The following is a 23,869-nucleotide window of genomic DNA, read 5'->3' as shown; positions in this document are numbered from 1 at the left end:
GGCCGGATAGGCTACGCCACTTCCGCGGCCAACTCTTCTGCGACGCGCGCGCCGAGCGCCCGTTTCGACCCGGTGAACGACGTCACGTCGTCCGCGCGGACGAACAGCGCCCGCGTCTCCGCCGCACCCATCACGGCGGCGTCGTTGGCGACGACGAACGACAGGTCCGCTCGGTCGAGAATCCTCCGCGCGGCGGCTATCATCGCCTCGTCGTCGCCCGACGTTTCCGCCTTGAACCCGACGATGGGCAGGTCGGCGCGTCGCTCGCGCACGCTGTCGATGAGTTTCGGCGTCGGTTCGAGTTCGAGCGTCCGGGGCTCGCCCGACCGGAGTTTCTCCCCCGCCGCCTCGACCGTGTAGTCCGAGATGGCGGCCGCAGAGACGAGTGCGTCGGCGTCGGCGACGACGGACGCTACTGCTTCGAGCATCTCCGCGCCCGTCTCGACGCGCACCGTCTCGGCGTACGGCACGTCGTCGCCGTCGTGGACGAGCGTCACGTCCGCGCCGCGGGCGTAACACGCGCGGGCGACTTCCCGCCCCGTCCGGCCGGACGCGCGGTTCGTCAGCACGCGGACGGGGTCGATGGGTTCGGACGTCGCACCGGCGGTGACGACGACGCGCTTCCCGGCGAGCGACTGTTCGGTCGTCGCCCGCGCGACTTCGGTGACGATGGCGTCCTCGGTGGCTATCTTCGCCTTCTCCTCTTCGACCCGCGGCGCGACGAACCGGACGCCCCACGACTCCACGCGGTCGATGGCGTCCAAGACGCCGGGGTGGTCGTACATCGGTTCGTGCATCGCGGGGGCGACGACGACGGGCACGTCCGCGCCCAACGCCGTCGTCGCACAGGTCGTCACCGGGGTGTCGTCGACGGCGCCGGCTATCTTCCCGACGGTGTTCGCCGTCGCGGGCGCGAGGAGGAGGACGTCCGCCCACCCGTCGCGGCCGCAGAGTTCGACGTGTTCGACGCGGCCCGTAATCTCGGTCACCACGTCGTTCTCGGTGGCGAACTCGACGGCCCACGGGTGGACGATTCCCCGCGCACTCTCGGTCATCACGCCGCGGACGGACGCGCCCTGTCGACGGAGTTCGTGGGCCAACTCGACCACCTTCACCGCGGCGATACTTCCCGAGACACCCAACGCGACGTTCACGCCTTCCAGCATCGTCGTGCGATTCGAGACGGGCGGGGTAAAACTGTCCGGTGCGGGTGTGAGGAGAAGATTCACGTCCGCGTTCGAGAACTTCGAACCGATGCCCTCCAGACGAGACGTGCTCTGCGGTGTCGGCGTCGCCGGCGTCGCCGGACTCGCCGGATGTCTCGGCGAAGACGAGTTCGGCGCGCCCGAGACGCCGACCGACGAGTGGTGGACCGCCCGCCGAGACACGAGAAACACCGCCTGTGCGCCCGACGCGACGCCGCCCGACTCGGAACCCGAACGCCGCTGGTCGCGGTCGTTCGAGACGGAAACACCCGTGGGGATCCTCGTCTCGTCCGACTCCGTGTACGCGGTCCGCGAGACCGGAACGGACGCCTTGAGCCGGGACGACGGGAGGTGGAAGTGGAACACGCACGGGAGAGACCAGACGCCCGCCAGGGGCCTCCCCCGAGCGGCGACGCTCGCACCGGACGCGCTCTACACGGCCGACGGCCGACACCTCCGCGCCTTCGACCGCGACGGGACGGTACGCTGGCAGATCGCGTATCCGAACACGGTCGGCACCTCACGCATCTACGGCGTCCTGCCGACCGACGACGGCGTTCTCCTCGGTGACCACGGCAGGCTGATGGCGTTCGATTCGAACGGGAATCACCGGTGGACGTTCGGGACGAACGGCGCTGACGCGACGTATCCCGGTGTCGCGGCCGACGGTGATAGCGGAACTGACCTCCTCCTCGCCGCGCCCGGACCGCTCCAGTCGCTGTCGCCGCCCTCGGACTTCGGCTCACTCCTCGGTCGGTCACCCGGCATCGAGTGGGTGACGAATGCCCGCGGCCGCCCGACGTGGCCCGTCGTCACCGACGAGTACGTCGTCGTCGGGGACACTGACAGGGCGGGCGGCGCGCGGACCCGCGGGGACCTCCACGTCTATCGCCGGGACGGAACGCGCGTCCGGTCGGTGCCGACGGAGGGCGGTCACTCCCACCTCGCGCTCACCTCAGACGAGTCTGCTATCGTCTACGGAACCGGCGTCGGGGGCGACGGCGAGGGAACCGTCACCGCACTCGAACTCGCGTCCGGCGAGACGCGGTGGACGCGCGATGACCTGGCCGTGGCCGACTGGGGGACCTCGCTCGTCGTCTCGGGGACCACCTGCCTGTTCGCAGGGGCGACGGACGACCGGTCGTCTCGCGTCCACGCGCTCGACGCCGCGACGGGCGAGACGAAGTGGACGCTCTCGATGGACGCGGGCACCGCCGAGAGCGTCGTCGTCGCCGGGACCCGCGTGTACGTCGTCACGAGGGCGGGCGTCGTCGCGGCCTACGAGTGACGCGACCCCGCGTTCACTCCTCCAGTCGCCCGAACTCGTCCTCGACCAGACTCGGGTGCGTCCGCTGCGGTTCCGAGTGCGAGTCGGCGAAGAACGACTGCATCACCTCGCGCGACTCGGCCTCTCGCCGCGCGCGTTCCTCGGCGTCTATCTCCTCGCATCCCGGCGGAACCTCCCGCCCGCGGTCGGTGAAGTAGCCCTCCGGCGTCACCCAGTCGTGGTAGTACGGCACGTCGCTGTCGTGAATCAGCGTCAGGGCGGCCTCCGCACCGTTGCCCGCCGAGACGACGGCCTGGTGGTACGCTTCGGTGAGTCGGCCGGCCGCGTAGACGCCCTCCACCGAGGTTCGGCCGAGTTCGTCCACGTCGACGTAGCGCTTGCTCCCGGCGTCGCGAATCGTCACGCCGAGTCCGTCGAGGTAGTCCGCGTCGCTCCAGGAGGTTGCGACGAGGTACTCCGTCCGAACCGTCTCGACGCTCCCGTCGAACTCCACGGACGCGACGAACCGCGCGCCCGCCTCGTCGACCCGTTCCACGTCGAGGACGCGGCCCTCGGTTCGCTCGACGCCGTTTCGGTCCGCCTGCTCGCGGAGGAGGTCACAGAACAGGCGAGCGTTGACGCCCGCGGGGAACCCCGGGACGTTCTCCAGGTGGGCGTTTCGGTTCAGGATGCTCTCCGGGTCGTCTACGACCAGCGTGTCGAGTTCAGCCCGCGCGGTGAACGTCGCCGCGGTGAGGCCCGCGACGCCGCCACCGACGACGAGTACGTCCGTCGACGACTGTCGTTCCATGCCGTCCGCTACCACGGATTCGCGGATGAGTCCGTCGGTTTCGACGGGGGTGGCGGCGAGAACGGCGGCGGCGACGGCGACAGCGGCGAGGACGGCGACGGCCTCTCAGAGGTAGTAGTCCGCCTCGTTCAACCGCCCCTCGTCGGTGACGTTCAGACTGACCAGTCCGGCCGAGTCGCGGCCGTCCTCGACGCGGAGTCGCCACCGGCCCTCGGTCAACGGCGTCGCCTCGGTGAACGCCACCGAACGCTCGTCGAGGCGGCGGACGACGTCGACGGCGACGGGGAGCGTCGGGAGTCTCCCGGTCCGTTCGGCGAGTGCGTAGCCGCCGAACGTCACCTCCCACGCGTCGCCCCCGGGCACTCCGGAGACGTCGAACCCGCGGACGAACGACGCGTCTTCGAGTCGCGCCATCGTCGCACCGAGGGCGTCCCCGACCGTCGGTTCCGGTTCTATCGCACCCGTCGTCGCGTCGCCGAGCGAGGACGCCGCTTCGGCGACGACGGTTCGCTGTCCGTCGTCGTCGAGTCGGACGTCGAGTTCGCTCAGCACGCTCCACAGCATCGCGAGACAGAAGTCGTCGTGGTCGTCGACGACTTCCGCGAGGGTGAGGTACGTCTCCATCGCGGCCGACTCCACGCCTCGGTGCCCCGTCGTCGAGAGCGACTCGAACACCGCGCCCGTGACGTCGTGACAGAACGAGAAGTACCGAGTCCGCGCGTCCGCCTCGGCGGGCGGGGCGTGTTCGAGTGTGCCGTCGGCGACGCGCCGGACCAGCGGTTCGTGGTGGGGCACCTGCGGGTCGTAGCGTCGGAGCGCCGAGCGGTAGTCGCTCGCGGCGTCGGCGGCCCGTTCGGCGTCCGAAGCGGTCCCGAACCGAAGGCCGACGAGCGGGAGTGGTTCGCGACCCAGTCGGTCGCAGACGACGGCGTACGGGCCGTCCGACGCGGAGAGACGGTCAGCGTGCGAACGGATGTCACGGAGCGTCCCACCCACCATGTACGTGAACAACTCGACGTGACAGAAAAGAAGTTTCTGATACAGGTTTCGGACGGAGTCCCACAAGGCTTTGTTCGCCGCCGCCGAACCCGCGTCTCGTGGACGAAATCGTCGTCAGCACCGTCGTCTACCTGCCACGCGAGGAGGTGTACGACTTCGTCGTCGACTTTCCCCGGTACGCGAACTACTCGAAGCACCTTCGAGACGTGACGCGACGCGGGGACGGTGAGACCGGTACGCGCTACGAGATGCGGTTCTCGTGGTGGAAACTGAACTACACGACGGTGTCGGAGGTGACGGAACTGCACCCGCCCGAACGGGTCGAGTGGCGTCTCGTCAAAGACCTGCGCGCCCGCGGTCGGTGGCGTATCGAGGAACTGGAGGACCTGCCCGCGGACGCCCCCGAGGACGCAGAGACGGCGTCGCGAGTGTTCTTCGAGGTGTCGTACGACGCCGACTCCGCGGACGAGGACACGCTGAACCTCCCGCGGTTCGTCTCGTTGGGGTGGGTCATCGACAAGCTGAAACCCGCCTTAGAGAACGAGGCCGAACGGGTCGTCGAACGCATCGTCGAGGACTTAGAGGGTCGCCGTCGCCCGGTCGAGTTGTCCGTCGAGCGACGAACGGGGTGACCGCGATGGCGAAAGAGGAATACCACTCCGCCAACAACCCGTGACAGTAATGCTAGCCGGAGGGAACTCCTGATGCGTGTCGTCATCGTCGGCGCCGGACAGGTCGGGTCGAGTATCGCGTCCGACCTCGAAGACACCCACGAAGTCGTCGTCGTCGACCGCGACGAAGAACGCATCGAGGAGATAAACTACTCGTACGACGTCCTCGGCATCGCGGGCGACGGCACCGCCGTCTCGACGCTCGAACAGGCGGGCGTCGAGGACGCCGGGATGGTCATCGCCTCCACCGACAACGACGAGACGAACATCGTCGTCTGCTCCACCGTGAAGGCCATCAGCGACGCCTTCACCATCGCGCGGGTGAAGAACACCGAGTACCTCCGCACGTGGCAACGCTCGAAGAAGGCGTTCGGCATCGACTTCATGGTCTGTACGAACCTGCTGGCCGCGGAGTCCATCGTCCGCATCATCGGCCTCCCGGCGGCCCGCGACGTCGACCCCTTCGCCGGGGGGGAAGTGCAGATGGCGGAGTTCGAGGTGGCAGAGAACAGTCCCGTCGCGAACGTCACGGTTCGCGAAGCGGACCGCTTCGACGCGTTGACCTTCGCCGCCGTCCTCAAGAACGGCACCGTGGAGATTCCGCGCGGTGAGACGGTCATCCAACCGGGTGACCGCGTCGTCGTCATCGGGACGCCGAAGAGCGTTCAGGAGTTCGCTCGCACCGTCGCGCCCGACGAGTCGCCGGGGACCACAGAAGAGGTCGTCGTCGTCGGCGGGTCCGAAGTCGGCTACCAAGTCGCCAGACTCCTCGAAGAGCGCGGGTTCCACCCTCGACTCGTCGAACGGGACGGCAACCGGGCGCGGCAACTCGCGGAGGACCTGCCGGAGACGGTGGTGATGGAGTCCGACGCGACGGACATGGAGTTCCTCGAACGCGAGCACATCGGCGACGCGGACCTCGTGGTCGCCGCCCTCGAATCGGACGAGAAGAACCTCCTCGTCTCACTCTTAGCCGCCCGCCTCGGCGTCGAACGCACCGTCGCCGTCATCGACACCACGGAGTACGTCGAACTGTTCGAGGCCGTCGGCGTCGACGTGGGCGTGAGTCCGCGCGAAGTCGTCGCCGAGGAGATAACCCGCTTCACCCGCGAGGGAGACGCCGAGAACGTCGCGCTCATCGAGTCCGACAAGGCCGAAGTGCTGGAGATAGAGGTCGACGACGCGAGTGTCCTCGCCGGACGCGAGATTCGCGAGTCCGTCCGCGACCTCCCGGAGGGCGTCGTCATCGGCGCGATAACGCGCAACCACGAGTTCATCACGCCGCGCGGGGACACCGTCATCGAGGCGGGCGACCACGTCGTCGTCTTCGTCGACACGTCGGTCGTCGGCGACGTGACGCCGCAGCTGTGACCCGACCGTTCCGTAAAATAATACCCTCCGGCACGAGACGACGGAGACAGCCTCTCAGATGAAGTTACGCGTCGACTATCGAGCGAGCGTCAGTCTCGTCGGGACCGTCCTCAAGTATCTCGCAGTCCCGCTGTGCGTACCGCTCCTGGTGGCGCTGTACTACGGCGAGACGGTGGTCCCCTTCGCCGTCACGATGCTTCTGACGTTCTCTCTCGGAACGGCGATGGAGCGACTCGAACCCGACCCGGACATCCGCGCCCGCGAGGGATTTCTCATGGTCGCGCTGACGTGGTTCGCCGTCACCGCCGTCGGGGCCGTCCCGTACCTCGTCGAAGCGCTCGGCATCCCCGGAGTCGCACCTCCGGCCCATCCGGCCTCGACGCTCGGTAACCCCGCGAACGCGCTGTTCGAGGCGATGAGCGGGTTCACGACGACGGGCGCGACAGTTCTGGGGGACATCTCCTTCGAGACGCACACCCGCAGTATCATGATGTGGCGGCAGGTGACCCAGTGGCTCGGCGGGATGGGAATCGTCGTCCTCGCCGTCGCCATCCTGCCGGAACTGTCCGTCGGCGGCGCGCAGTTGATGGACGCCGAAGCGCCCGGGCCGGGCATCGAGAAACTCACCCCTCGAATCGCGGAGACGGCCCGCGCGCTGTGGGGTGCGTACCTCGGGCTGACCGTCCTCGAAGCGGCCCTCCTGTACGGACTGTTCCTCCTCGGCGTCGACGACGGCATGACGTTGTACAACGCCGTCGCGCACGCCCTCACGACGATGCCGACGGGGGGATTCTCGCCCGAAGCGCGGAGCATCGAGGAGTTCTCGGCGGCCGCCCAGTGGATTATCATCCCGTTCATGGTCGCCGCCGGAACGAACTTCGCGCTGTTCTGGCACGCGCTGACCGGCGACCCGCGGCGCGTCTTCGAGGATACGGAGTTTCGCTTCTACGTCGGGGTCATCGCCACGCTCACGGCCATCCTCTCGGTCGTTCTCTTCACCGGCGCGGGATTCGCGAACGCCGTCCCCGCCGGCTCGACGTTCGACGCCGCGTACCTCTCGGAGTTCACCGGCCGCGTCGTCGGCCAACTCGAACCCGCCGTCCGGCAGTCGATGTTCCAGGTGGTCTCCATCGTGACGACGACGGGCTACGCGAGCATGGACTTCAACGCGTGGAGTCCGGTCGCGCAGTATCTCCTCCTCTTCGCGATGTTCATCGGCGGGTCCGCGGGGTCGACCGGCGGCGCGGTGAAGATAGTCCGCTGGTACGTCATCCTGAAATCCATCCGTCGGGAACTGTTCACGACGGCTCACCCCGACGCGATTCGCCCCGTCAGACTCGGCGGCCGCGCCCTCGACGAACGCGCGATTCGCGGTATCTACGCGTTCACGCTGCTGTACGTCGTCATCTTCTTCGTCGCCGCCGGACTCCTGTTCTTGGACGCCGCGCGCTCCGGACTCGACCTCTCGGTGTTAGAGACGATGTCCGCCGCCGCCTCGACGCTCGGTAACGTCGGACCGGGGTTCGGTGCGGTCGGTCCGATGGGCAGTTACCTCGCGTTCTCGGACGCGAGCAAACTGTTCATGGTCGGGCTGATGTGGCTCGGTCGACTGGAGATTCTGCCCGTCCTCGTGCTCTTGACGCCGGAGTACTGGCGGCGCTGAGCGCGTGTCGGCGCGGACGACTCCGTTTCGGGCGTCCGTGGTGACGACGGCGGGCGAGACGCCGCCGGAGAAGCAACGTTGATGAACGTGCTGCGTCACTCCTGCAGTATGCTGCACCCCCGCGGGAGGAGACCGTGCGCGTCGTAATCGTCGGTGCCGGAGAGGTCGGTTCGAACATCGCGGCGAGTCTCTGTGACTCGCACGAGGTGGTCGTCGTCGACCACGACCCAGACCGGGTCGAGGAACTGAACTACTCGCTGGACGTCCTCGCCGTCGCGGGCGACGCCGCGTCGATAGAGACGCTGGAGGACGCGGACGTCGGAGCGGCCGACCTCCTCGTGGCGAGCACCGACGACGACGAGACGAATCTCGCCTCCTGCGGCACGGCGAAGGCGCTCGGAGACGCCTTCACCATCGCGCGAGTCAAACAGTACGGCTACCTCCGGACGTGGGAGCGCGCGCCGGGTACGTTCGGCGTGGACTTCATGGTCTGCTCGAACCTCTTGACCGCGGAGGACATCGTCAAGATAATCGGGCTTCCGACGGCCGTCGACGTCGAACGGTTCGCGAACGGTCTCGTCGAGATGGCCGAGTTCGAGGTAGACGACGACAGCCCCCTCGTCGGCCAGACGGTCCGCGAGGCTGACCGGTACGAGATGCTCACGTTCGCGGCCATCCTCCGCGGGGAGACGGTGGAGTTACCACGCGGCGACAGTCGACTGCAGGCGGGTGACCGCGTCGTCGTCATCGGGCCGTCGGAGACGGTCCACGAGTTCGCGTCGACCGCGACGCCCGACGAGACGGCGGGCGAGGCCGAGATGGTGTTCGTCGTTGGCGGCGGCGAAATCGGGTTCCAGACCGCCAGACTCCTGCAAGAGCGCGGTATCTCTCCGCGACTCGTCGAACAGGACGCAGAGCGCGCCCGGGAACTCGCGGAGTCGCTCGCCGACACCGTCGTCTTGCAGACCGACGCGACGGACGCCAACGCGCTGGACCGGGAGAACTTCGGCGAGGCCGACGCCGTCGTCGCCGCCCTCGACAACGACCAGAAGAACCTCCTCGTCTCCTTACTCGCGAAGCGACTCGGGGCGGGTCAGACCGTCGCGGTGGTCGAGACGGGCGAGTACCGCGACCTGTTCGAGACGGTCGGCGTCGACGTCGCGGTGAACCCCCGTACGGTGACCGCAGAGGAGATAACCCGATTCACCCGCGAGAACACGACCGAGAAACTCGCGTTCATCGAGGACGACAGAGCCGAAGTCCTCGAAGTGGAAGTCGACGACGACAGCGGACTCGTCGGGCGTCCCATCCGAGAGTCGGTCCCCGACCTTCCGGGCGACGTGGTCGTCGGCGCGATAGTGCGCGGGAGGGAACTGCTCTCGCCGCGCGGCGAGACGGTCATCCAGAGCGGCGACCACGTCGTCCTCTTCGTCGACGCCGAGAGAGCAGAAGCCGTCACCGCGGCCATCTGAACGCGCCCCGTCCGAACGCGCCCCGTCCGAACGCGCTCCGTCTGAACGACCGCTCGGCCGCGCTCAGGCCCGCCAGTACTCCGGCGTGAAGACGATGAGGACCGAGAGAATCTCCAGTCGGCCGATCCACATCAAGAGCACCATGTACAGCTTCGAGAACGCCGAGAACGGCAGGAAGTTGTTCATCGGTCCGGCGACGCCGACGCCCGGTCCGATGTTGCCGAGCGTCGCGATGGCCGCGCCGACGGCTTCGATGGCCGACAGTTCCAGCCCGATTCGCAGGCTGTCGATGTAGATGACGACGGTCGAGACGGCGAAGATGGTGAGGAACGTCGTCACGAAGACGAACAACCCGCGGATGGTCGACTCGTCGACCACGTCGTCAGATAACCGAACCGGGAGCACGGCGTCCGGATGGACCGACGTGAACAGTTCCCGTCGGATGGTCTTCTGGACGACGTACCAGCGGATTATCTTCACGGACCCGGCCGCAGACCCCGCCGAGCCACCGAGGAACATCGCCAAGAGGAGGACGAGTTGCGCCGACTGGTCCCACGTGTTGAAGTCCATGCTCGCATAGCCCGTCGTCGTCACGATGGCGGCCGTCTGGAAGACGGCGTGTCGAAGCGAGTGTTCGAGGTTGCCCGGAATCGGGAGGACGTTCGACGGCGTCGCGTCGAGGCCGAGGCCGGTGAACAGGAGACCGCCGAGGACGACGCTGACGGCGGCCATCATCGCGAGGTACGCGCGGAACTCGGCGTTTCTCGTCAGTCGCTTCGGTTCCCCTGAGAGGACGTACCAGAACAGCGCGAAGTTCGTCCCCGCGACCACCATGAACGCCGTAATCGCCCACTGAACCGCCGGTGAGAACGCCTCCGCGCTCCGCGCTTCGGGCGAGAACCCCCCCGTCGGCATCGTCGTGAGGGCGTGCGCGACGGCGTTGTACAGGTCCATGTTCGGCGCGAGTCCCGAGAGGTGGAGTCCGTAGTAGACGACGGCCGCCGCGACGGTGAAGCCGATGTAGATGCGCCAGAGGGCGCTGGCGGTGTCACGAATCCGCGGCGTCAGTTTGTCGAGAGAGGGGCCGGGTGACTCCTGGTCCATCACCTGCGCGCCGCCGACGGACAGTTCCGGCAGGATAGCGACCATCAGAACGATGATACCCATCCCGCCGAGCCACTGGGTCACCTGCCGCCACATCAGTATCGACCGCGAGTGCGTCTCGAAGGATATCTCTCCCAGGACGGTCGCGCCCGTCGTCGTGAATCCGCTCATGCTCTCGAACAGCGCGTTGACGGGGTGGGCGACAGTTCCCTGCCCGGCGACGAGGTACGGGACGGTTCCGAGCACCGGAAGCACCAACCACGTCAGACTCACGAGGAGGAACGCCTCGCGGTGGCCGAGGTCCGGGGTCGACCGCAACCGTTCGAGACCCGCCCCGAGACCCACCATCACGGCGATGGTGACGAGAAACGGAAGCGGACTCTCGCCGTAGTAGAGGGCGACCGCCGCCGGAAAGATGGGGGGTATCGCCATGTACTTGATGACGGACCCGAGAAACCCGACGCTCGTCCGGTAGTCGACGTAGACGTCGAAAGTAGCGCTCATTGATCTCAGGAAAGACACACCGGTAGCAGGCATATCACTCTGTAGGTATCGGCTCGATTAGTCAGATGGACGTCACCACACCGCACGGTCCGGTTCCGGGTTCACCGTTGTTCTCACGTCCGTCCGCAGACTCGCTCTCGCGTCCATCCTCGTCCCCACCCGCGACGCCGACATATACAGGCACAGCCGTTACCCCGAGAGCGGACTTCGCACGAGATGATGAGCGACGCAGAACGCTCCGACCCCGAGATAGCCGAGACGCACGGCGGGAACGACGACGCTCTCGTCTCGCCGGAGTGGCTCTCCGACCACCTCGACGAGTTCGCATCCGACGACCCGGACTACCGACTCGTCGAGGCCGACATCGAGTACGAGGAGTCCTACGCCGAGCGCCACATCCCGGGTGCCGTCGGGTTCCGGTGGGGGACGCACCTCCAGGACTCCGTCGAACGCGACGTCCTGAAGCGGGCGGCGTTCGAGGACGTCGTCGAGAACGCGGGAATCACGGAGGACACGACTGTCGTCCTCTACGGCGACGAGTCCAACCAGTGGGCCGCGTACACCTACTGGCAGTTCAAATACTACGGCCACGAGGACGTCCGCTTACTCGACGGCGGACGGGCCTACTGGGTCGACGAAGGCTATCCGACGACCGACGACGAACCCTCGTTCTCCCGGCGAGAGTACGACTCCGCGGGACCGAACGAGGGCCTCCGGGCGTATCTGGGGCGCGTCGAGGACGTCGCCGCCATCGAGGGCGAGTCCTCCGCCGAGGGCCGCGCCGCCGTCGGCGACGACCCCGAGATACCGCTCGTCGACGTCCGTTCGGAGGCCGAGTACTGCGGCGAGATAGTCGCACCCGAGGGGAGCACGGAGACGGCGCGTCGGGCGGGACATATCCCGGGGGCGACGAACGTCTCTTGGAAGGAGAACCTCGACGACGACGGCCGGTTCAAGAGCGGAGACGAACTTCGGTCGGTGTACGCCGAGAGCGGTATCGAGGGTGAGTCCGAGGTGGTCACGTACTGTCGCATCGGGGAGCGGTCCTCGCTGACGTGGTTCACGCTGCACGAACTGCTCGGCTGGGACGTCACGAACTACGACGGGTCGTGGACCGAGTGGGGCAACCTCGTCCGCCAACCGGTCGCCGTCGACGTCGAGGACCCGGCGTCCGCCGACGCGAAAGAGTAGTGACTCGCTGGAGCGTTCCGACTCGCTCGGAAGCCGTCGCTGTCACGTTCTGCGTCGTCTGACGTCGCGGGGGTCGAAACGACGAAACACCGAAGACCGGATGTCCCGGCGACCCGACCGTTTACGTCCGAGCGCTACGTTATCGTACACCATGGTGGTCGCCAGCCACGTCTCTCGGCGTCGTCGCATCTCGTGGTCGTTGAACCGGACCACCAACCGGAGGTGCGAGGGTGAGCAAAGCCGGTGAGCGAGCGCCCGTCACGAGCCTGACGCTACTCGACGCGACGATGGTCGGCATCGGCGCGATGATCGGTGCGGGGATATTCGTCCTGACCGGACTGGCCGTCGACATCTCCGGTCCCGCCGCCCTCGTCGCGTTCGCGCTCAACGGCGGCGTGACGGCGTTCACGGCGCTGTCGTACGCCGAGTTGGCGGCCGCCATCCCCCGGAACGGGGGCGGCTACGCCTACGTGCGCGAGGTGTTCTCCGCGCCCGTCGCGTTCGTGATGGGGTGGACGCGCTGGTTCACCTACATGATAGCGGGGTCGCTGTACGCGCTCGGGTTCGCCTCGAACTTCGTGGAGTTCGGCCACATCTACGGCGTCGGCCTCCCCGGACCACCGGTCGCGTACGCACTCGGTGCCGTCGTCGTCCTCGTCGCGTTGAACGCGCTGTCGACGGAGGCGTCGGGACGCGGCGAGACGGCCATCACGCTCGTGAAGATAGCCATCCTCGGCGTGTTCGTCGCCTTCGGCCTGACCGCCGCCGAAGTCGGCGAGTTCGACCCGCTCTTCACCGAGGGCGCGCTGGCCGTCCTCCCGGCGATGGGGTTGACGTTCATCGCCTTTCAGGGGTACGACCTCATCGCGACGGTGACCGAAGAGGTGGAGAACCCCCAGAAGAACATCCCGAGAGCCATTCTCCTCTCTGTCCTCGTCACCGTCGTCGTCTACCTCCTCGTCGTCTTCGTCGCCATCGGAACGCTCGGCGCGGAGCAACTCGCCGGGGCGGGCGAGACGGCCATCGCGCAGGCCGCGGAGGGGTTCATGCCCGCGTTCCCCGTGATTGGGACTGGTGCGGCGCTCATCGCGTTCGGTGCCGTCTTCTCGACCATCTCGGCGCTCAACGCCGTCGTCATCGGCTCCTCGCGCGTCGCGTTCGCGATGGGGCGCGAGCGACAACTCCCGGCGGCCCTCGGCCGGTTTCACCACCGCTACGGGACGCCGCTGGTCGCCATCCTCGCCTCCGCGGTGGTGATGCTCGTCGCCGTCGTCGTCGTCCCCATCCGCATCGTGGGCAACCTCGCCAGCCTGTTCTCGCTTCTCGGCTTCGTCATCGTCAACGTCGCCCTGATTCGTCTCCGTCGCCGCCAACCCGACCTCAGACGACCGTTCGAGGTGCCGTTCTACCCGGTGACGCCGATTCTCGGTATCGTCTGCAACTTGCTTCTCGGCCTGTTCATCGACCCGTTCACGTGGGCGCTCGCGCTCGGCTGGCTGGCGTTCGGCGGCGGCGTCTATCTCCTCCTGTCGCGTCGGGCGGGTCCCGCGACGCCCACGGACGTGGAGATACAGCCAGCAGAACCGCTCGACACACCGAAAGAGACGGAGGACTGACTCCGCAGTACACCATGTCACAACGAGAGACCGACCGACAGTCGCTCCGCGTCGTCGTCGCCGGCGGCGGCGAGATGGGGCTCAGAACGACCGAACTGCTCACCGACCGCGGTCACGACGTCGTCGTCGTCGAGACCGACCCCGACCGCTGTCGGCTCATCAGCGAACGCTACGTCGCCACCGTCATCGAGGGCGACGCCGCCCGGCCGGCGACGCTCCGACAGGCGCAACCCGAACGGAGCGACGTGGTCGCCGCGCTCACCGACGACGAGACGACCAACTTCGCCATCTGTACGGCGGCCCAGCGGATGGCCGACGTGCGGACGGTGATGCGGGTGACCGAGACGCCCGACGAACTGTACGAGGAGTACGTCGACGCCCTCGTCTTCCCCGAGCGACTGGGGGCCCGCGCCGCGACCAACCAGATAGAGGGCGGCGGCGTCAGGACCATCGAGGACGTCGCCGGCCCCGTCGAAATCATGGAGGTCGAAGTCGCGGCGGGGGCGCCCGTCGCGGGCCGTCGACTCGACGAGGTCCGACTCCCCCGCGGGAGCCTCATCATCGTGGACGCGAACGGCGAGCGAATCGGCGGCCCCGACACCGTTCTGGAGGCGGGCAACAGCTACCTCCTCGCCGTCGAGTCCGACGTGATGGACGAGGTGGTCAACCTCATGCGGGGGTGAGTGCCGGTCACTCCGCTAACGCACCGAACCGTTCCGGCGGCCGACGGTGGTCCGTCGCTCGCTCGAAGGCGTACCCCAACTCGAACAGTCGCGGTTCGCCGAACGCTCGGCCGAGGAGTTCGACGCCGACCGGCAGGCCGTCGTCGGTGACCCCGGCCGGGAGGACGATGGCCGGGAGTCCCGTGTGTGCGGCGAGTTCGCAGTTCATCTCGGAGAACGGTTGGTGGTCGGGAATGGCGACGGGCGGCACTCTCGACGGCGGGTAGAGCAGAGCGTCGAGGTCGTCTTCGACCATCCGCGAGAGCACCGACTCTCTGAGCCGCTCTCGCCGCCTGAGTCGCCGGAGGTAGCCGACGTTCGACTCGACCGACGCCGTATCGACGTCGAGGATACCGCCCGAGTCGAGTCGCGAGGCGACCGACGGGGTGACGGGTCCGGTGGCGTGCACCTCCTCCAGCGAGTCGTACGGCGCGGCGTCCCCGAGCGTGGAGAGGTAGCGCTCGAAGTCCCGGGCGAACTCGTGCGTGATGACGCGAGCGCTCGCGAGACGGTCGAGGTCGACGACGTCGACGGGGTCGACGACAGTCGCGCCGGCCGCGGCCATCGCCTCGACGGCGCGGTCGACGACGGCCGTGACCGCCGTCGCGTCCGCCTCCGTGGCCGCGTCGTCGTCGTGCACGCCGAAGAACTGCCGTGCGACGCCGATTCTCGCGCCGTCGAGACCGTCCGGGTCGAGATGCGAGACGTACCCGTCCGGCGGTATCGCGTCCGCTCCCCGCGCCGTGACCGGGTCCTCCGGGTCGTGGCCGGCCACCACGTCGAGCATCCGGGCGGCGTCCCCGACGGTCCGCGTGACGGGGCCGACGGTGTCCTGCGTCTCGCTCAGGGGGACGACGCCGCGGCGACTGACCAGTCCGCGCGTCGGACGGAGGCCGACGAGATTGTTGAACGCCGGTGGCGACCGGACGGACGAACAGGTGTCCGAACCCGTGCCGACCGTCGCGAAGTTCGCGGCGACGGCCACCGCGGTGCCGCCACTCGACCCCGAGGGCCGGTAGTCGGTGTCGTACGCGTTTCGCGTCGCGCCGCCGAGCGAACTGACGGTGTCGACGCCGAACGAGAGTTCTTGCAGGTTCGTCTTCGCGAGGACGACCGCACCCGCCTCGCGGAGTCGTTCGACGACGAACGCGTCCCGCGGCGGGACGGACGCGGATAGTGCGACGGCACCGGCCGTCGTCGGCAGGTCGTGGGTGTCGTGATTGTCTTTGAGGACGACCGGGATGCCGTGAAACGGCCCCACCAACCCGTCCGCCTCGAATCGCTCGTCGAGACGGCGGGCGCGGTCACGAGCGTCCTCGTTCACCGTGAGAACCGCGTTCAGTTCGTCGTCGAACGCGTCGATACGAGCGAGGTAGCGGTCGACGAGCGATTCGGCGGTGAGTCGTTCCTCGGTCATGGCCGCGTGAACCTCGGAGACAGTGGCCTCGACCACCTCGAACGCGTCCGCGGGTGTGTTCGACATGAGTGGTGTGCGCACTACTCTCAGAGGACCGACCTGAACGTTTCGCCGCGTTCGGCGAACAGATTTTTCCACCTCTGGTGCGTCGAAGAAAACATGAAGCTCTCGACCATCGTGATACTCGTCGGCGTCGTGTTCCTGTTCATCCCGATTCCGCCCATCGCTACGATAATCGGTCTCGTGACGATACTAGCGGGCGTCGCACTGCGGTCGTTCGCGGACACGTAGCGCCACTTTTTCCGGGACTCGCTTCGCTCGCCCCGCAAAACCTGGAGGGAAAAACCGCCGAACCCTAGTTCTCGACCGCAGACGCCGCTCGAATCATCGTTTCTTCGCCGAACTTCGGCCCGATTAGCTGGAGGCCGACCGGGAGGCCGTCCGCTTCGCCCGCCGGCACGGAGATGGCGGGGAGGTTCGCGAGGTTCACCGGGACGGTGTTCGCGTCCATCAGGTAGAGTTGCAAGGGGTCAGACAGACTCTCGCCGAGTTCCGGCGGGAGGACGGGCATCGTCGGCGTCGCGAGGACGTCCGCCTCGGCGAACGCCTCGTCGAAGTCCTGCTTTATCCACGCGCGGGCGTCCTGGGCCTTCTTGTAGTACTTGTCGTGGTAGCCCGCAGAGAGCGCGTACGTTCCGAGGAGGATGCGGCGCTTGACCTCCGCGCCGAAGCCCTCCTCGCGGGTGTCGGCGTAGACGTCGTTCCAGTTCCCCTCCTTCCCGGTTGAGAGGCCGTAGCGCACGCCGTCGTAGCGCGCGAGGTTCGAGGAGGCCTCTGACATCGCGATGACGTAGTACGCCTGCACGGCGTGCTCAAGCGATTCGAGGCTCACGTCGACGACGTCCGCACCCTGCGCTCGGAGGTCCGAGACGGCGGCCTCGAACGTCTCGACGACGCGGTCGTCCGCGCCTTCGAGGAGGTCCGTGATGACGCCGACGGTCAGTCCGTCCACGTCGCCGTCGGCGGCGGCGGCGTAGTCCGAGCCTTCGGCGGGGTGGGCGTCCATCTCCGCCGACTGGTCGAACCGGGTCGTCGCGTCGCGTTCGTCCGCACCCGAGATGACGTCTAAGAGGGCGGCGGCGTCCTCGACGGTCGACCCGATGGGGCCGACCTGTTCCAAGGAGTTCGCGTAGGCGACGAGACCGTAGCGAGAGACGAGACCGTACGTCGGTTTGATGCCGACGACGCCGCAGAACGCGGCGGGGTTGCGGACCGACCCGCCGGTGTCCGTCCCGAGTGCAAGGTCGGCCTCACCGGCGGCGACGGCGGCGGCGGACCCGCCGGATGACCCGCCGGGGACGCGCGACTCGTCGACGGGGTTCTTCGTCGGGCCGAACGCGGAGGTTTCGGTCGTGCCGCCCATCCCGAACTCGTCCATGTTCGTCTTCCCGACGATGGTCGCACCGGACGCTTTGAGTCGTTCGACCACCGTGGCGTCGTACGGCGGGACGTACTCCTCCAGCATCGCCGACCCGCAGGTCGTGCGGACGCCCTCGGTGCTGATGTTGTCCTTGACGGCGACGGTCTTCCCCGCGAGGGGGCCGTCGTCGTCGCCCGCGACGGTCTCTTCGGTGACGAAGATGTTCAGGCTCATCTACGACACCCGCGGTCCTTTGAAGAAGCCGTCTTCTGCGTCCGACGCGTTCTCCAAGGCTTCGGACTGGTCGAGGCAGTCGCGTACCTCGTCGCTTCGCATCACGTTCACGAGGTCCGGTTCCGCGTCCACTTCGGGAACCTCGTCCAAGGCGTCGAAGTAGTCGAGAATGTCGGCGAACTGGGTGGCAAACTCCTCGACTTCGTCCTCGTCGAGGTTCACCCGCGCCAACTCCGCGACGTGACGCACTTCCTCGGCGTCGACGGGCGTATCGCTCATGTTCGAGAGGTACCGGGGGTCGGGAGTAAGGGTTTCGGTGTCGGTGGACGGCGGCCCCTTGCGGACCGAAGGCGACCAGAACTCGATTCCGTCGTTCGCTAGCCATCAGATATATGCTCGTGCTTCCCTTGTAACGCGTACGGAGAACACTCCGGTCCCATTCTCTGCATCCAACAAAATGACTGAAAGCGTACGAAGTTTTCGAGCCCGTAGCGCACGCGCGCGCGAGGACGACCGAGAGGACCAGACCGAAGAGACGAACGAGACGCTTCGCTGTCCGGAGTGCGGGTCGACGAGTCTCGTAACCGACGCCGAACACGGAGAGACGGTGTGCGAGGACTGTGGCCTCGTCGTCGAGGAGGACGCCGTCGACCACGGCCCGGAGTGGCGCGCGTTCGACTCCGCCGAGAAAGACCAGAAGTCCCGCGTCGGCGCGCCGACGACGAACATGATGCACGACAAGGGACTGTCGACGAACATCGGCTGGCAGAACAAGGACGCCTACGGCAACTCGCTGTCGTCGACCCAGCGCCAGAAGATGGAACGGCTGCGGACGTGGAACGAGCGGTTCCGCACCCGCGACTCCAAAGAGCGCAATCTGAAGCAAGCGCTCGGCGAGATAGACCGGATGGCCTCCGCGCTCGGCCTCCCGGACAACGTCCGCGAGACGGCCTCCGTCATCTACCGCCGCGCACTCGACGACGACCTGTTGCCGGGTCGTTCCATCGAGGGCGTCGCAACCTCGGCGCTGTACGCGTCCGCGCGGATGGCCGGCACGCCGCGGTCGTTAGACGAGATTACGAGCGTCTCGCGGGTCGGAAAAGACGAGATATCGCGGACGTACCGCTACGTCGTCCGCGAACTGAAGTTGGAGATAGAACCCGCAGACCCCGAACAGTACGTCCCGCGGTTCGCCTCCGAACTCGACCTGAGCGACGAGTCCGAGCGTCGCGCCCGGCAGTTGCTGCAGACGGCGAAACAGCAGGGAATCCACTCGGGCAAGTCGCCCGTCGGACTCGCCGCCGCCGCCATCTACGCCGCCTCGTTGCTCGCCAACGAGAAGGTGACGCAGAGTCAGGTGAGCGAGGTGGCCAACATCTCCGAGGTCACCATCCGCAACCGCTATCACGAACTGCTGGAAGCCGAAGACCACCTGACCGCGTAGTCGCTCCGGTTCTCCGCTCCGCTCTTCGCGCCGCTTTCTCTTCGTGCCGTCTTCTTCGCGCATTCTTCGCGCCGTTCTCTTCTCTCCACGTTCTTTCGCGCGTCGCCTCCGACAGAGAACGCAACAGCCAAACCTCCGCCCCGAAACCGGCGTCCATGGAGACGACGCGACACTTTACCGCGACGGTGTACATCGTCGAAGACGGCGCCGTCGCCCTGCACCGCCACGAACGACTCGGCATCCGCGTCCCACCCGGCGGACACGTCGACAGGGACGAACTACCGCACGAAGCGGGTCTCAGAGAGGTGCGCGAAGAGACCGGACTCGTCGCCGAGTTGCTGGACGACACCGAACAGGTCGACGCTCCCGACGGTGAGGTTCTCCCGCAACCGCGACACCAGATGCTCTACGATATCGACGTCTACGAGAACGGACGGGCGGGTCACCAACACATCGACCACGTCTACTACGCGACGGTCGACTCGCGCGACGTGGACCCCGACGGCGACGACGAAGCGGCCCCGGCGATGTGGGAGTGGTACGACGCCGACGACTTGCGCGACAGTGACCTCGACGGCGACACCGTCCAGTTCGCCTTCGAAGCCATCGACGCCGCGGCGGCGGCCGAGTAGTCGCGCCGAGTCCGAGACGGTCACTCCTCGACGAGCGACCGGACGTACTTCTCGACGTGGTCGTCCATCCGGCGCTTGAATCCGGCTTGCCGCGCCAGACGGTCGAGTTCCCTCGACGCGTACGTCCCGTACTGAACCGCTTTCTTGTCCGCCTCGGCGACGGACTCGGGCACGAGCGTCCGCGCCACCTCGCGCAACGCGACTTTCCGGCGGCCGTCGCTGACGAGCAACTCGCCGGGAAGCGGAAGCGCCGCCCGGACCACCGCGTCGTGCAGGAGGGGTGCCACGGGTTCGACGCCCGCCGCGCGGAGGGCGAGGACGTCCCGTTCCAACTGGTCGGGGAGCGTCCGAATCATCTCGGTGGCCGCGCCGCGCACCGTCTCCGCGTCGACCCGCGGGTCGTCGGGCGCTTTCTCCACCTTCGCGTACCCGCCGAACAGTTCGTCCGCGCCCTGTCCGACGACGAGGCGGTCGTAGCCGTCGGCGGCCACACGCTTCGCGACGAGGTAGAGAGGCAGGACGATTTGGACGTCCATCGGGTTCGTCCGGCCCAGCACCGAGACGAGTTCGGGCACCGACTCGCGGAGTGCGTCGTGTGTCAGTTCGACGACGCGCAGGTCGCGGTCCATCTCGGCGGCGGCGTTCCGCGCGGCGGCGACGTCGTGACTCCCCTCGAACCCGGCGACGTAACAGGGCGCGTCGGGGACGCCCGCGGCGACGACGGCGGAGTCGACGCCGCCGGAGAACGCCACCGCGAGGCCCGCCTCGTCAACGTCGAAGACGGCGTCGGCGACGGCCGAGTCGACCGCAGACAGCGCCGATTCGCGGTCCGTCTCCACCCGCGGTTCCGGGAGCGTCCACACCCGTTCGTCGCCGTCGGTGGTGCGCCGCGTCCCCGGCGGCACGCGGACGGGGTGCGAGAGGGCGCGGCGGTCGAACGACCACGTCGACGGGTCGTCGCGTTCGGAGAAGAGGGGTTGTCGACCGAGGACGTCGCGGACCAAGCCCCCGTCAATCTCGCCCGCGAACCCGGCGGTACCGGGCAGTGGGTCGGCCGTCCGGAGGGCGGTGCGAACCGTCTCCGCGTCGGCACCGCGGAGCATCAGAGCAAGTCGGTGACGCCGCGTCTCACGCGGCGAGTGACGCCGCCGCCGAACTGTCTGAACGAGATGCGCCACGGCGTCTTACTCCCGACGACGCTCGTCTCACCGGCCTCGACGGCGTCGAGGATGCCGTCGACGGAGCGGTCGTCCGTGGCGACTTCCGTGACCGCTTGGCCGACCATCTCGCTGATGTGCGCGTCGCTTCCGGCCGTCTTCGGCAGGCCGCGGGCCGTCGCGAACTTCTCGGCCTGTCGGTTCGACCGTCCGGTGAACAGTCGGGAGTTGTACACCTCGATGGCGTCCGCGCTGGCGAGTTGCGTTCGAGTGATGTGCGGGGCGACGCCGTGCCGCGACGACTGGAACGGGTGCGGAACGACCGCGATTCCGCCCTGTTCGCGTATCGCCTCCAGCGTCTCGTCGTACGAGAGACCCGCCGGAATCAGTTTCTCGATACCGAGTGCGAGCACGTGTCCCGCCGCCGACGTGACCTCCATGCCCGGGATGCCGACCAGTCCGTACTCGTCGGCGACGTCGGCCGCCTCGAGACTCGCGTCTATCTCGTCGTGGTCGGTGACCGCGAGCGCGTCCAGCCCCACCGCTTGCGCCTGTTCGAGGAGGAGCTCTATCGGGTCGCGACCGTCGTACGAGAGCGACGAATGCGCGTGCAACTCGACCGATAACACGTCCGAACGTTGTCGCTGGGGTTAGAAAAACCGAGCGGTCCGAATCCGAGGGCCGCCGATACCGAACCGTCGAGAGCGGAGCCGTCACCGAGCGACCGACTTCTCCGACGACCGAGACGCACGTTCATGCACACGTTCGTGTACATAGAAAGAGCTTACATCCTGCGTTCTGACCACATCAATGAATGAGCCTTTCCGACGCGGACCGCGAACTCGTCGTGGCCGAACTCGGACGCGACCCGACACCTGCGGAGACGGTTCTCTTCGAGAACCTCTGGAGTGAACACTGCGCCTACCGGTCGTCCCGGCCCCTCCTCTCGGCGTTCTCCTCGGAGGGCGAACAGGTCGTCGTCGGCCCCGGCGACGACGCCGCCGTCGTCCGCCTGCCGACGTACGACGAGGACGGCACGGAAACCGACGAGGAGGGCGAGATGTACATCACGATGGGTATCGAGAGCCACAACCACCCGTCGTACGTCGACCCGTACGACGGCGCGGCGACGGGCGTCGGCGGTATCGTCCGCGACACGCTCTCGATGGGTGCGTACCCCATCGCCCTCGCGGACAGCCTCTACTTCGGAGGCTTCGACCGCGAGCACTCGCGGTACCTCCTCGAAGGCGTCGTGGAGGGCATCGCAGACTACGGCAACGCCATCGGCGTCCCGACGGTGACGGGGAGCGTCGACTTCCACGAGAACTACGAGGGCAACCCCCTCGTCAACGTCGCCTGCGTCGGCCTCCTCTCGGCGGACCGACTCGTCACTGCCGAAGCGCAGGAAGCGGGGAACAAACTCGTCCTCGTCGGCAACGCGACGGGCCGCGACGGCCTCGGCGGCGCGTCGTTCGCCAGCGAGGACCTCGCCGAAGACGCCGAGACGGAGGACCGCCCCGCCGTCCAGGTCGGCGACCCCTACTCCGAGAAACTCCTGATAGAGGCGAACGAGGAACTCGTCGACGAACGCCTCGTGGCGTCCGCGCGCGACCTCGGTGCGGCGGGACTCGGCGGCGCGTCCTCCGAACTCGTCGCGAAGGGCGGGTTCGGCGCGCGCATCGAACTGGACCGCGTCCACCAGCGCGAACCGAACATGAGCGCGCTCGAAATCCTCTTGGCGGAGTCCCAAGAGCGCATGTGCTACGAAGTCCGCGAGGAGCACGTCGACCGCGTGGCCGAGATAGCCGCGAAGTACGACCTCGGCTGTTCGGTCATCGGCGAGGTGGCCGAGGGCAACTACGTCTGCACCAAAGACGGCGAGACGGTCGTCGACGTCCCGCCGGAGTTCATCGCCGACGGCGCGCCGATGAACGACCTCGACTCGGTCGCCCCCGAGCAACCGACTCGGGACCTGCCCGACGCCGACCTGCCGGCGGCGTTCGAGGCCGTCGTCGGGTCGCCGAACACCGCCTCGAAACGGTGGGTCTACCGACAGTACGACCACGAAGTCGGTCTCCGAACGGCGGTCCGTCCCGGCGACGACGCCGCGGTGATGGCCATCAGAGAAGCGAACGCCGGCCTGGCTATCTCCTCGGGCGCGAACCCCAACTGGACGACTTGCGCCCCGTACGACGGCGCTCGCGCAGTCGCGCTTGAGAACGCGGCGAACCTCGCGGCGAAGGGGGCGACACCGCTCGCGGCCGTCGACTGTCTCAACGGCGGCAACCCGGAGAAACCGGACGTGTACGGCGGCTTCAGGGGCATCGTCGACGGCCTCGCGGATATGTGCCGAGACCTCTCGGTGCCCGTCGTCGGCGGCAACGTCTCGCTGTACAACGACTCCGTCTCGGGTCCCATCCCGCCGACGCCGACGCTGGCCGTGGTGGGGACGAAGGCGGGATACGACGCCCCGCCCGCCGCGTTCGACGGCGCGGGCGAGATACTCCTCGTCGGCGACGCGGGCGGCGCATTCGGCGGGTCGGAGTACCTCGCGCAGGTCGGCGGGTCGGACGGGTTCCCGACGCTGCCGGAGAACGCCTCCGAGACGCTCTCGACGCTCGCTACCGTCGCGAACGCGGAGACGACGCTCGCCGTCCACGACGTGAGTCACGGCGGACCGGCGGTTTCGCTCGCCGAGATGGTCACCGCGGACGCCGGGGCCGAGGTGTCCGTCGAGAACGCCCTCGACCTGTTCGACGAGACGCCGGGCCGCGCCGTCGTCGAGACGACGGCCCCCGAGTCGGTTCGCGAGGCGTTCGACGGCGTCGCCTCGGTGACGACGCTCGGGTCCGCGACGACGGACGGAACGCTGTCGCTCTCGGTCGGTGACGAAACACTCGTCTACGACGCCGAGGAGATAGCCGACCTCCGCGGCGTGTTGGCGCGCGAACTGGACTGACCGCCGCGCG

Annotated in this window: 21 protein-coding genes; 12 read left to right on the top strand and 9 right to left on the bottom strand. The window is 67.8% G+C overall.

All coding sequences use genetic code 11. From position 1 onward, the window contains the following. Positions 1-11 precede the first annotated feature (11 nt). Positions 12-1,166, bottom strand: a complete 1,155-nt coding sequence (coaBC, locus tag BM282_RS07790) for a bifunctional phosphopantothenoylcysteine decarboxylase/phosphopantothenate--cysteine ligase CoaBC (protein WP_089878893.1) — start codon at positions 1,164-1,166, stop codon at positions 12-14. An 88-nt stretch (positions 1,167-1,254) separates the two neighbouring features. Between coaBC and BM282_RS07785 the strand changes: the two genes are divergently transcribed. Continuing rightward, positions 1,255-2,493 (top strand): outer membrane protein assembly factor BamB family protein, encoded by a 1,239-nt coding sequence (locus BM282_RS07785; protein WP_139229699.1) that lies wholly within the window; start codon positions 1,255-1,257, stop codon positions 2,491-2,493. A 13-nt stretch (positions 2,494-2,506) separates the two neighbouring features. Here the strand turns inward: BM282_RS07785 and BM282_RS07780 are convergent, their stop codons facing one another. Then, positions 2,507-3,283 (bottom strand): FAD-dependent oxidoreductase, encoded by a 777-nt coding sequence (locus BM282_RS07780; RefSeq protein ID WP_089878887.1) that lies wholly within the window; start codon positions 3,281-3,283, stop codon positions 2,507-2,509. A 105-nt stretch (positions 3,284-3,388) separates the two neighbouring features. Continuing rightward, complete coding sequence (locus tag BM282_RS07775) at positions 3,389-4,282, bottom strand: DUF7551 domain-containing protein (protein WP_089878884.1); 894 nt, start codon at positions 4,280-4,282, stop codon at positions 3,389-3,391. Positions 4,283-4,380: 98 nt separating this feature from the next. On the opposite strand from BM282_RS07775, the gene BM282_RS07770 reads away from it, so the two are divergent. The 4 genes from BM282_RS07770 to trkA (BM282_RS07755) all read left to right on the top strand — a co-directional run bounded on the left by BM282_RS07770 (position 4,381) and on the right by trkA (BM282_RS07755) (position 9,459). After that, complete coding sequence (locus BM282_RS07770; RefSeq protein WP_089878882.1) at positions 4,381-4,914, top strand: type II toxin-antitoxin system RatA family toxin; 534 nt, start codon at positions 4,381-4,383, stop codon at positions 4,912-4,914. A 72-nt stretch (positions 4,915-4,986) separates the two neighbouring features. After that, positions 4,987-6,324 (top strand): Trk system potassium transporter TrkA, encoded by a 1,338-nt coding sequence (gene trkA, locus BM282_RS07765; protein ID WP_089878879.1) that lies wholly within the window; start codon positions 4,987-4,989, stop codon positions 6,322-6,324. Between the two features lie 58 nt (positions 6,325-6,382). Continuing rightward, positions 6,383-7,987 carry a TrkH family potassium uptake protein gene (locus BM282_RS07760; RefSeq protein ID WP_089878875.1) on the top strand — a complete coding sequence of 535 codons (1,605 nt, stop codon included), beginning with the start codon at positions 6,383-6,385 and terminating at the stop codon, positions 7,985-7,987. A gap of 134 nt (positions 7,988-8,121) precedes the next feature. Continuing rightward, positions 8,122-9,459, top strand: a complete 1,338-nt coding sequence (gene trkA / locus BM282_RS07755; protein WP_089878873.1) for a Trk system potassium transporter TrkA — start codon at positions 8,122-8,124, stop codon at positions 9,457-9,459. 63 nt (positions 9,460-9,522) lie between these two features. On the opposite strand, the gene BM282_RS07750 is transcribed toward trkA (BM282_RS07755), so the two are convergent. Continuing rightward, positions 9,523-11,067 (bottom strand): TrkH family potassium uptake protein, encoded by a 1,545-nt coding sequence (locus BM282_RS07750; protein ID WP_089878870.1) that lies wholly within the window; start codon positions 11,065-11,067, stop codon positions 9,523-9,525. A 219-nt stretch (positions 11,068-11,286) separates the two neighbouring features. Between BM282_RS07750 and BM282_RS07745 the strand changes: the two genes are divergently transcribed. From BM282_RS07745 to BM282_RS07735, 3 genes are all read left to right on the top strand, one after another. Further along, complete coding sequence (locus BM282_RS07745; RefSeq protein ID WP_175501427.1) at positions 11,287-12,258, top strand: sulfurtransferase; 972 nt, start codon at positions 11,287-11,289, stop codon at positions 12,256-12,258. Positions 12,259-12,488: 230 nt separating this feature from the next. Next, complete coding sequence (locus BM282_RS07740) at positions 12,489-13,874, top strand: APC family permease (protein ID WP_089878867.1); 1,386 nt, start codon at positions 12,489-12,491, stop codon at positions 13,872-13,874. A 14-nt stretch (positions 13,875-13,888) separates the two neighbouring features. Continuing rightward, the gene (locus tag BM282_RS07735; RefSeq protein WP_089878864.1) at positions 13,889-14,557 is read left to right on the top strand and encodes a potassium channel family protein; all 669 of its coding nucleotides are present in this window, start codon (positions 13,889-13,891) and stop codon (positions 14,555-14,557) included. A 7-nt stretch (positions 14,558-14,564) separates the two neighbouring features. Here the strand turns inward: BM282_RS07735 and BM282_RS07730 are convergent, their stop codons facing one another. Further along, positions 14,565-16,079, bottom strand: coding sequence for an amidase (locus BM282_RS07730; RefSeq protein WP_089878861.1), 1,515 nt, complete (start codon positions 16,077-16,079; stop codon positions 14,565-14,567). Positions 16,080-16,172: 93 nt separating this feature from the next. Here BM282_RS07730 and BM282_RS07725 point away from each other — a divergent pair, with 93 nt between their 5' ends. After that, positions 16,173-16,304 carry a transporter gene (locus BM282_RS07725; RefSeq protein ID WP_089878858.1) on the top strand — a complete coding sequence of 44 codons (132 nt, stop codon included), beginning with the start codon at positions 16,173-16,175 and terminating at the stop codon, positions 16,302-16,304. 64 nt (positions 16,305-16,368) lie between these two features. Here the strand turns inward: BM282_RS07725 and gatA are convergent, their stop codons facing one another. Together gatA and gatC are read right to left on the bottom strand one after the other, a co-directional pair. Then, a complete protein-coding gene (gatA, locus tag BM282_RS07720) occupies positions 16,369-17,667 on the bottom strand; it encodes an Asp-tRNA(Asn)/Glu-tRNA(Gln) amidotransferase subunit GatA (RefSeq protein WP_089878856.1) in 1,299 nt (432 codons plus the stop codon). Further along, positions 17,668-17,946 (bottom strand): Asp-tRNA(Asn)/Glu-tRNA(Gln) amidotransferase subunit GatC, encoded by a 279-nt coding sequence (gene gatC / locus BM282_RS07715; protein WP_089878853.1) that lies wholly within the window; start codon positions 17,944-17,946, stop codon positions 17,668-17,670. It lies immediately after the preceding gene. Between the two features lie 178 nt (positions 17,947-18,124). Here gatC and BM282_RS07710 point away from each other — a divergent pair, with 178 nt between their 5' ends. Together BM282_RS07710 and BM282_RS07705 are read left to right on the top strand one after the other, a co-directional pair. Further along, the gene (locus tag BM282_RS07710; RefSeq protein ID WP_089878850.1) at positions 18,125-19,111 is read left to right on the top strand and encodes a transcription initiation factor IIB; all 987 of its coding nucleotides are present in this window, start codon (positions 18,125-18,127) and stop codon (positions 19,109-19,111) included. Between the two features lie 155 nt (positions 19,112-19,266). Beyond that, entirely contained in the window at positions 19,267-19,743 is a 477-nt protein-coding gene (locus tag BM282_RS07705) for an NUDIX domain-containing protein (protein ID WP_089878847.1), read from the top strand. Between the two features lie 20 nt (positions 19,744-19,763). Here the strand turns inward: BM282_RS07705 and BM282_RS07700 are convergent, their stop codons facing one another. Then, positions 19,764-20,846 carry an asparagine synthase C-terminal domain-containing protein gene (locus tag BM282_RS07700; protein WP_089878845.1) on the bottom strand — a complete coding sequence of 361 codons (1,083 nt, stop codon included), beginning with the start codon at positions 20,844-20,846 and terminating at the stop codon, positions 19,764-19,766. Then, positions 20,846-21,529 carry a PHP domain-containing protein gene (locus BM282_RS07695; RefSeq protein ID WP_089878842.1) on the bottom strand — a complete coding sequence of 228 codons (684 nt, stop codon included), beginning with the start codon at positions 21,527-21,529 and terminating at the stop codon, positions 20,846-20,848. Before BM282_RS07695 ends, BM282_RS07700 begins: the two co-directional genes overlap by 1 nt. A 185-nt stretch (positions 21,530-21,714) precedes the next feature. Between BM282_RS07695 and purL the strand changes: the two genes are divergently transcribed. Next, positions 21,715-23,859: a phosphoribosylformylglycinamidine synthase subunit PurL gene (purL, locus tag BM282_RS07690; RefSeq protein WP_089878839.1), complete on the top strand. Its 2,145-nt coding sequence runs from the start codon at positions 21,715-21,717 to the stop codon at positions 23,857-23,859. Positions 23,860-23,869 lie beyond the last annotated feature (10 nt).

The sequence above is a fragment of the Halogeometricum limi genome (genome assembly GCF_900115785.1).
GTDB classification, from domain to species: domain Archaea; phylum Halobacteriota; class Halobacteria; order Halobacteriales; family Haloferacaceae; genus Halogeometricum; species Halogeometricum limi.
Note: the sequence above shows the minus strand (reverse complement) of the source record. Positions and strands in the feature narration are given on the sequence as shown.

Coding starts and splice junctions, on each gene's coding strand:
- BM282_RS07730 (WP_089878861.1), bottom strand. CDS start 16,079: ATGTCGAACACACCCGCGGACGCGTTCGAGGTGGTCGAGGCCACTGTC.
- BM282_RS07775 (WP_089878884.1), bottom strand. CDS start 4,282: ATGGTGGGTGGGACGCTCCGTGACATCCGTTCGCACGCTGACCGTCTC.
- gatA (WP_089878856.1), bottom strand. CDS start 17,667: ATGAGCCTGAACATCTTCGTCACCGAAGAGACCGTCGCGGGCGACGAC.
- BM282_RS07750 (WP_089878870.1), bottom strand. CDS start 11,067: ATGAGCGCTACTTTCGACGTCTACGTCGACTACCGGACGAGCGTCGGG.
- coaBC (WP_089878893.1), bottom strand. CDS start 1,166: ATGCTGGAAGGCGTGAACGTCGCGTTGGGTGTCTCGGGAAGTATCGCC.
- trkA (WP_089878879.1), top strand. CDS start 4,987: ATGCGTGTCGTCATCGTCGGCGCCGGACAGGTCGGGTCGAGTATCGCG.
- BM282_RS07780 (WP_089878887.1), bottom strand. CDS start 3,283: ATGGAACGACAGTCGTCGACGGACGTACTCGTCGTCGGTGGCGGCGTC.
- BM282_RS07785 (WP_139229699.1), top strand. CDS start 1,255: ATGCCCTCCAGACGAGACGTGCTCTGCGGTGTCGGCGTCGCCGGCGTC.
- purL (WP_089878839.1), top strand. CDS start 21,715: ATGAGCCTTTCCGACGCGGACCGCGAACTCGTCGTGGCCGAACTCGGA.
- BM282_RS07725 (WP_089878858.1), top strand. CDS start 16,173: ATGAAGCTCTCGACCATCGTGATACTCGTCGGCGTCGTGTTCCTGTTC.
- BM282_RS07760 (WP_089878875.1), top strand. CDS start 6,383: ATGAAGTTACGCGTCGACTATCGAGCGAGCGTCAGTCTCGTCGGGACC.
- BM282_RS07710 (WP_089878850.1), top strand. CDS start 18,125: ATGACTGAAAGCGTACGAAGTTTTCGAGCCCGTAGCGCACGCGCGCGC.
- BM282_RS07700 (WP_089878845.1), bottom strand. CDS start 20,846: ATGCTCCGCGGTGCCGACGCGGAGACGGTTCGCACCGCCCTCCGGACG.
- BM282_RS07735 (WP_089878864.1), top strand. CDS start 13,889: ATGTCACAACGAGAGACCGACCGACAGTCGCTCCGCGTCGTCGTCGCC.
- BM282_RS07705 (WP_089878847.1), top strand. CDS start 19,267: ATGGAGACGACGCGACACTTTACCGCGACGGTGTACATCGTCGAAGAC.
- gatC (WP_089878853.1), bottom strand. CDS start 17,946: ATGAGCGATACGCCCGTCGACGCCGAGGAAGTGCGTCACGTCGCGGAG.
- BM282_RS07745 (WP_175501427.1), top strand. CDS start 11,287: ATGAGCGACGCAGAACGCTCCGACCCCGAGATAGCCGAGACGCACGGC.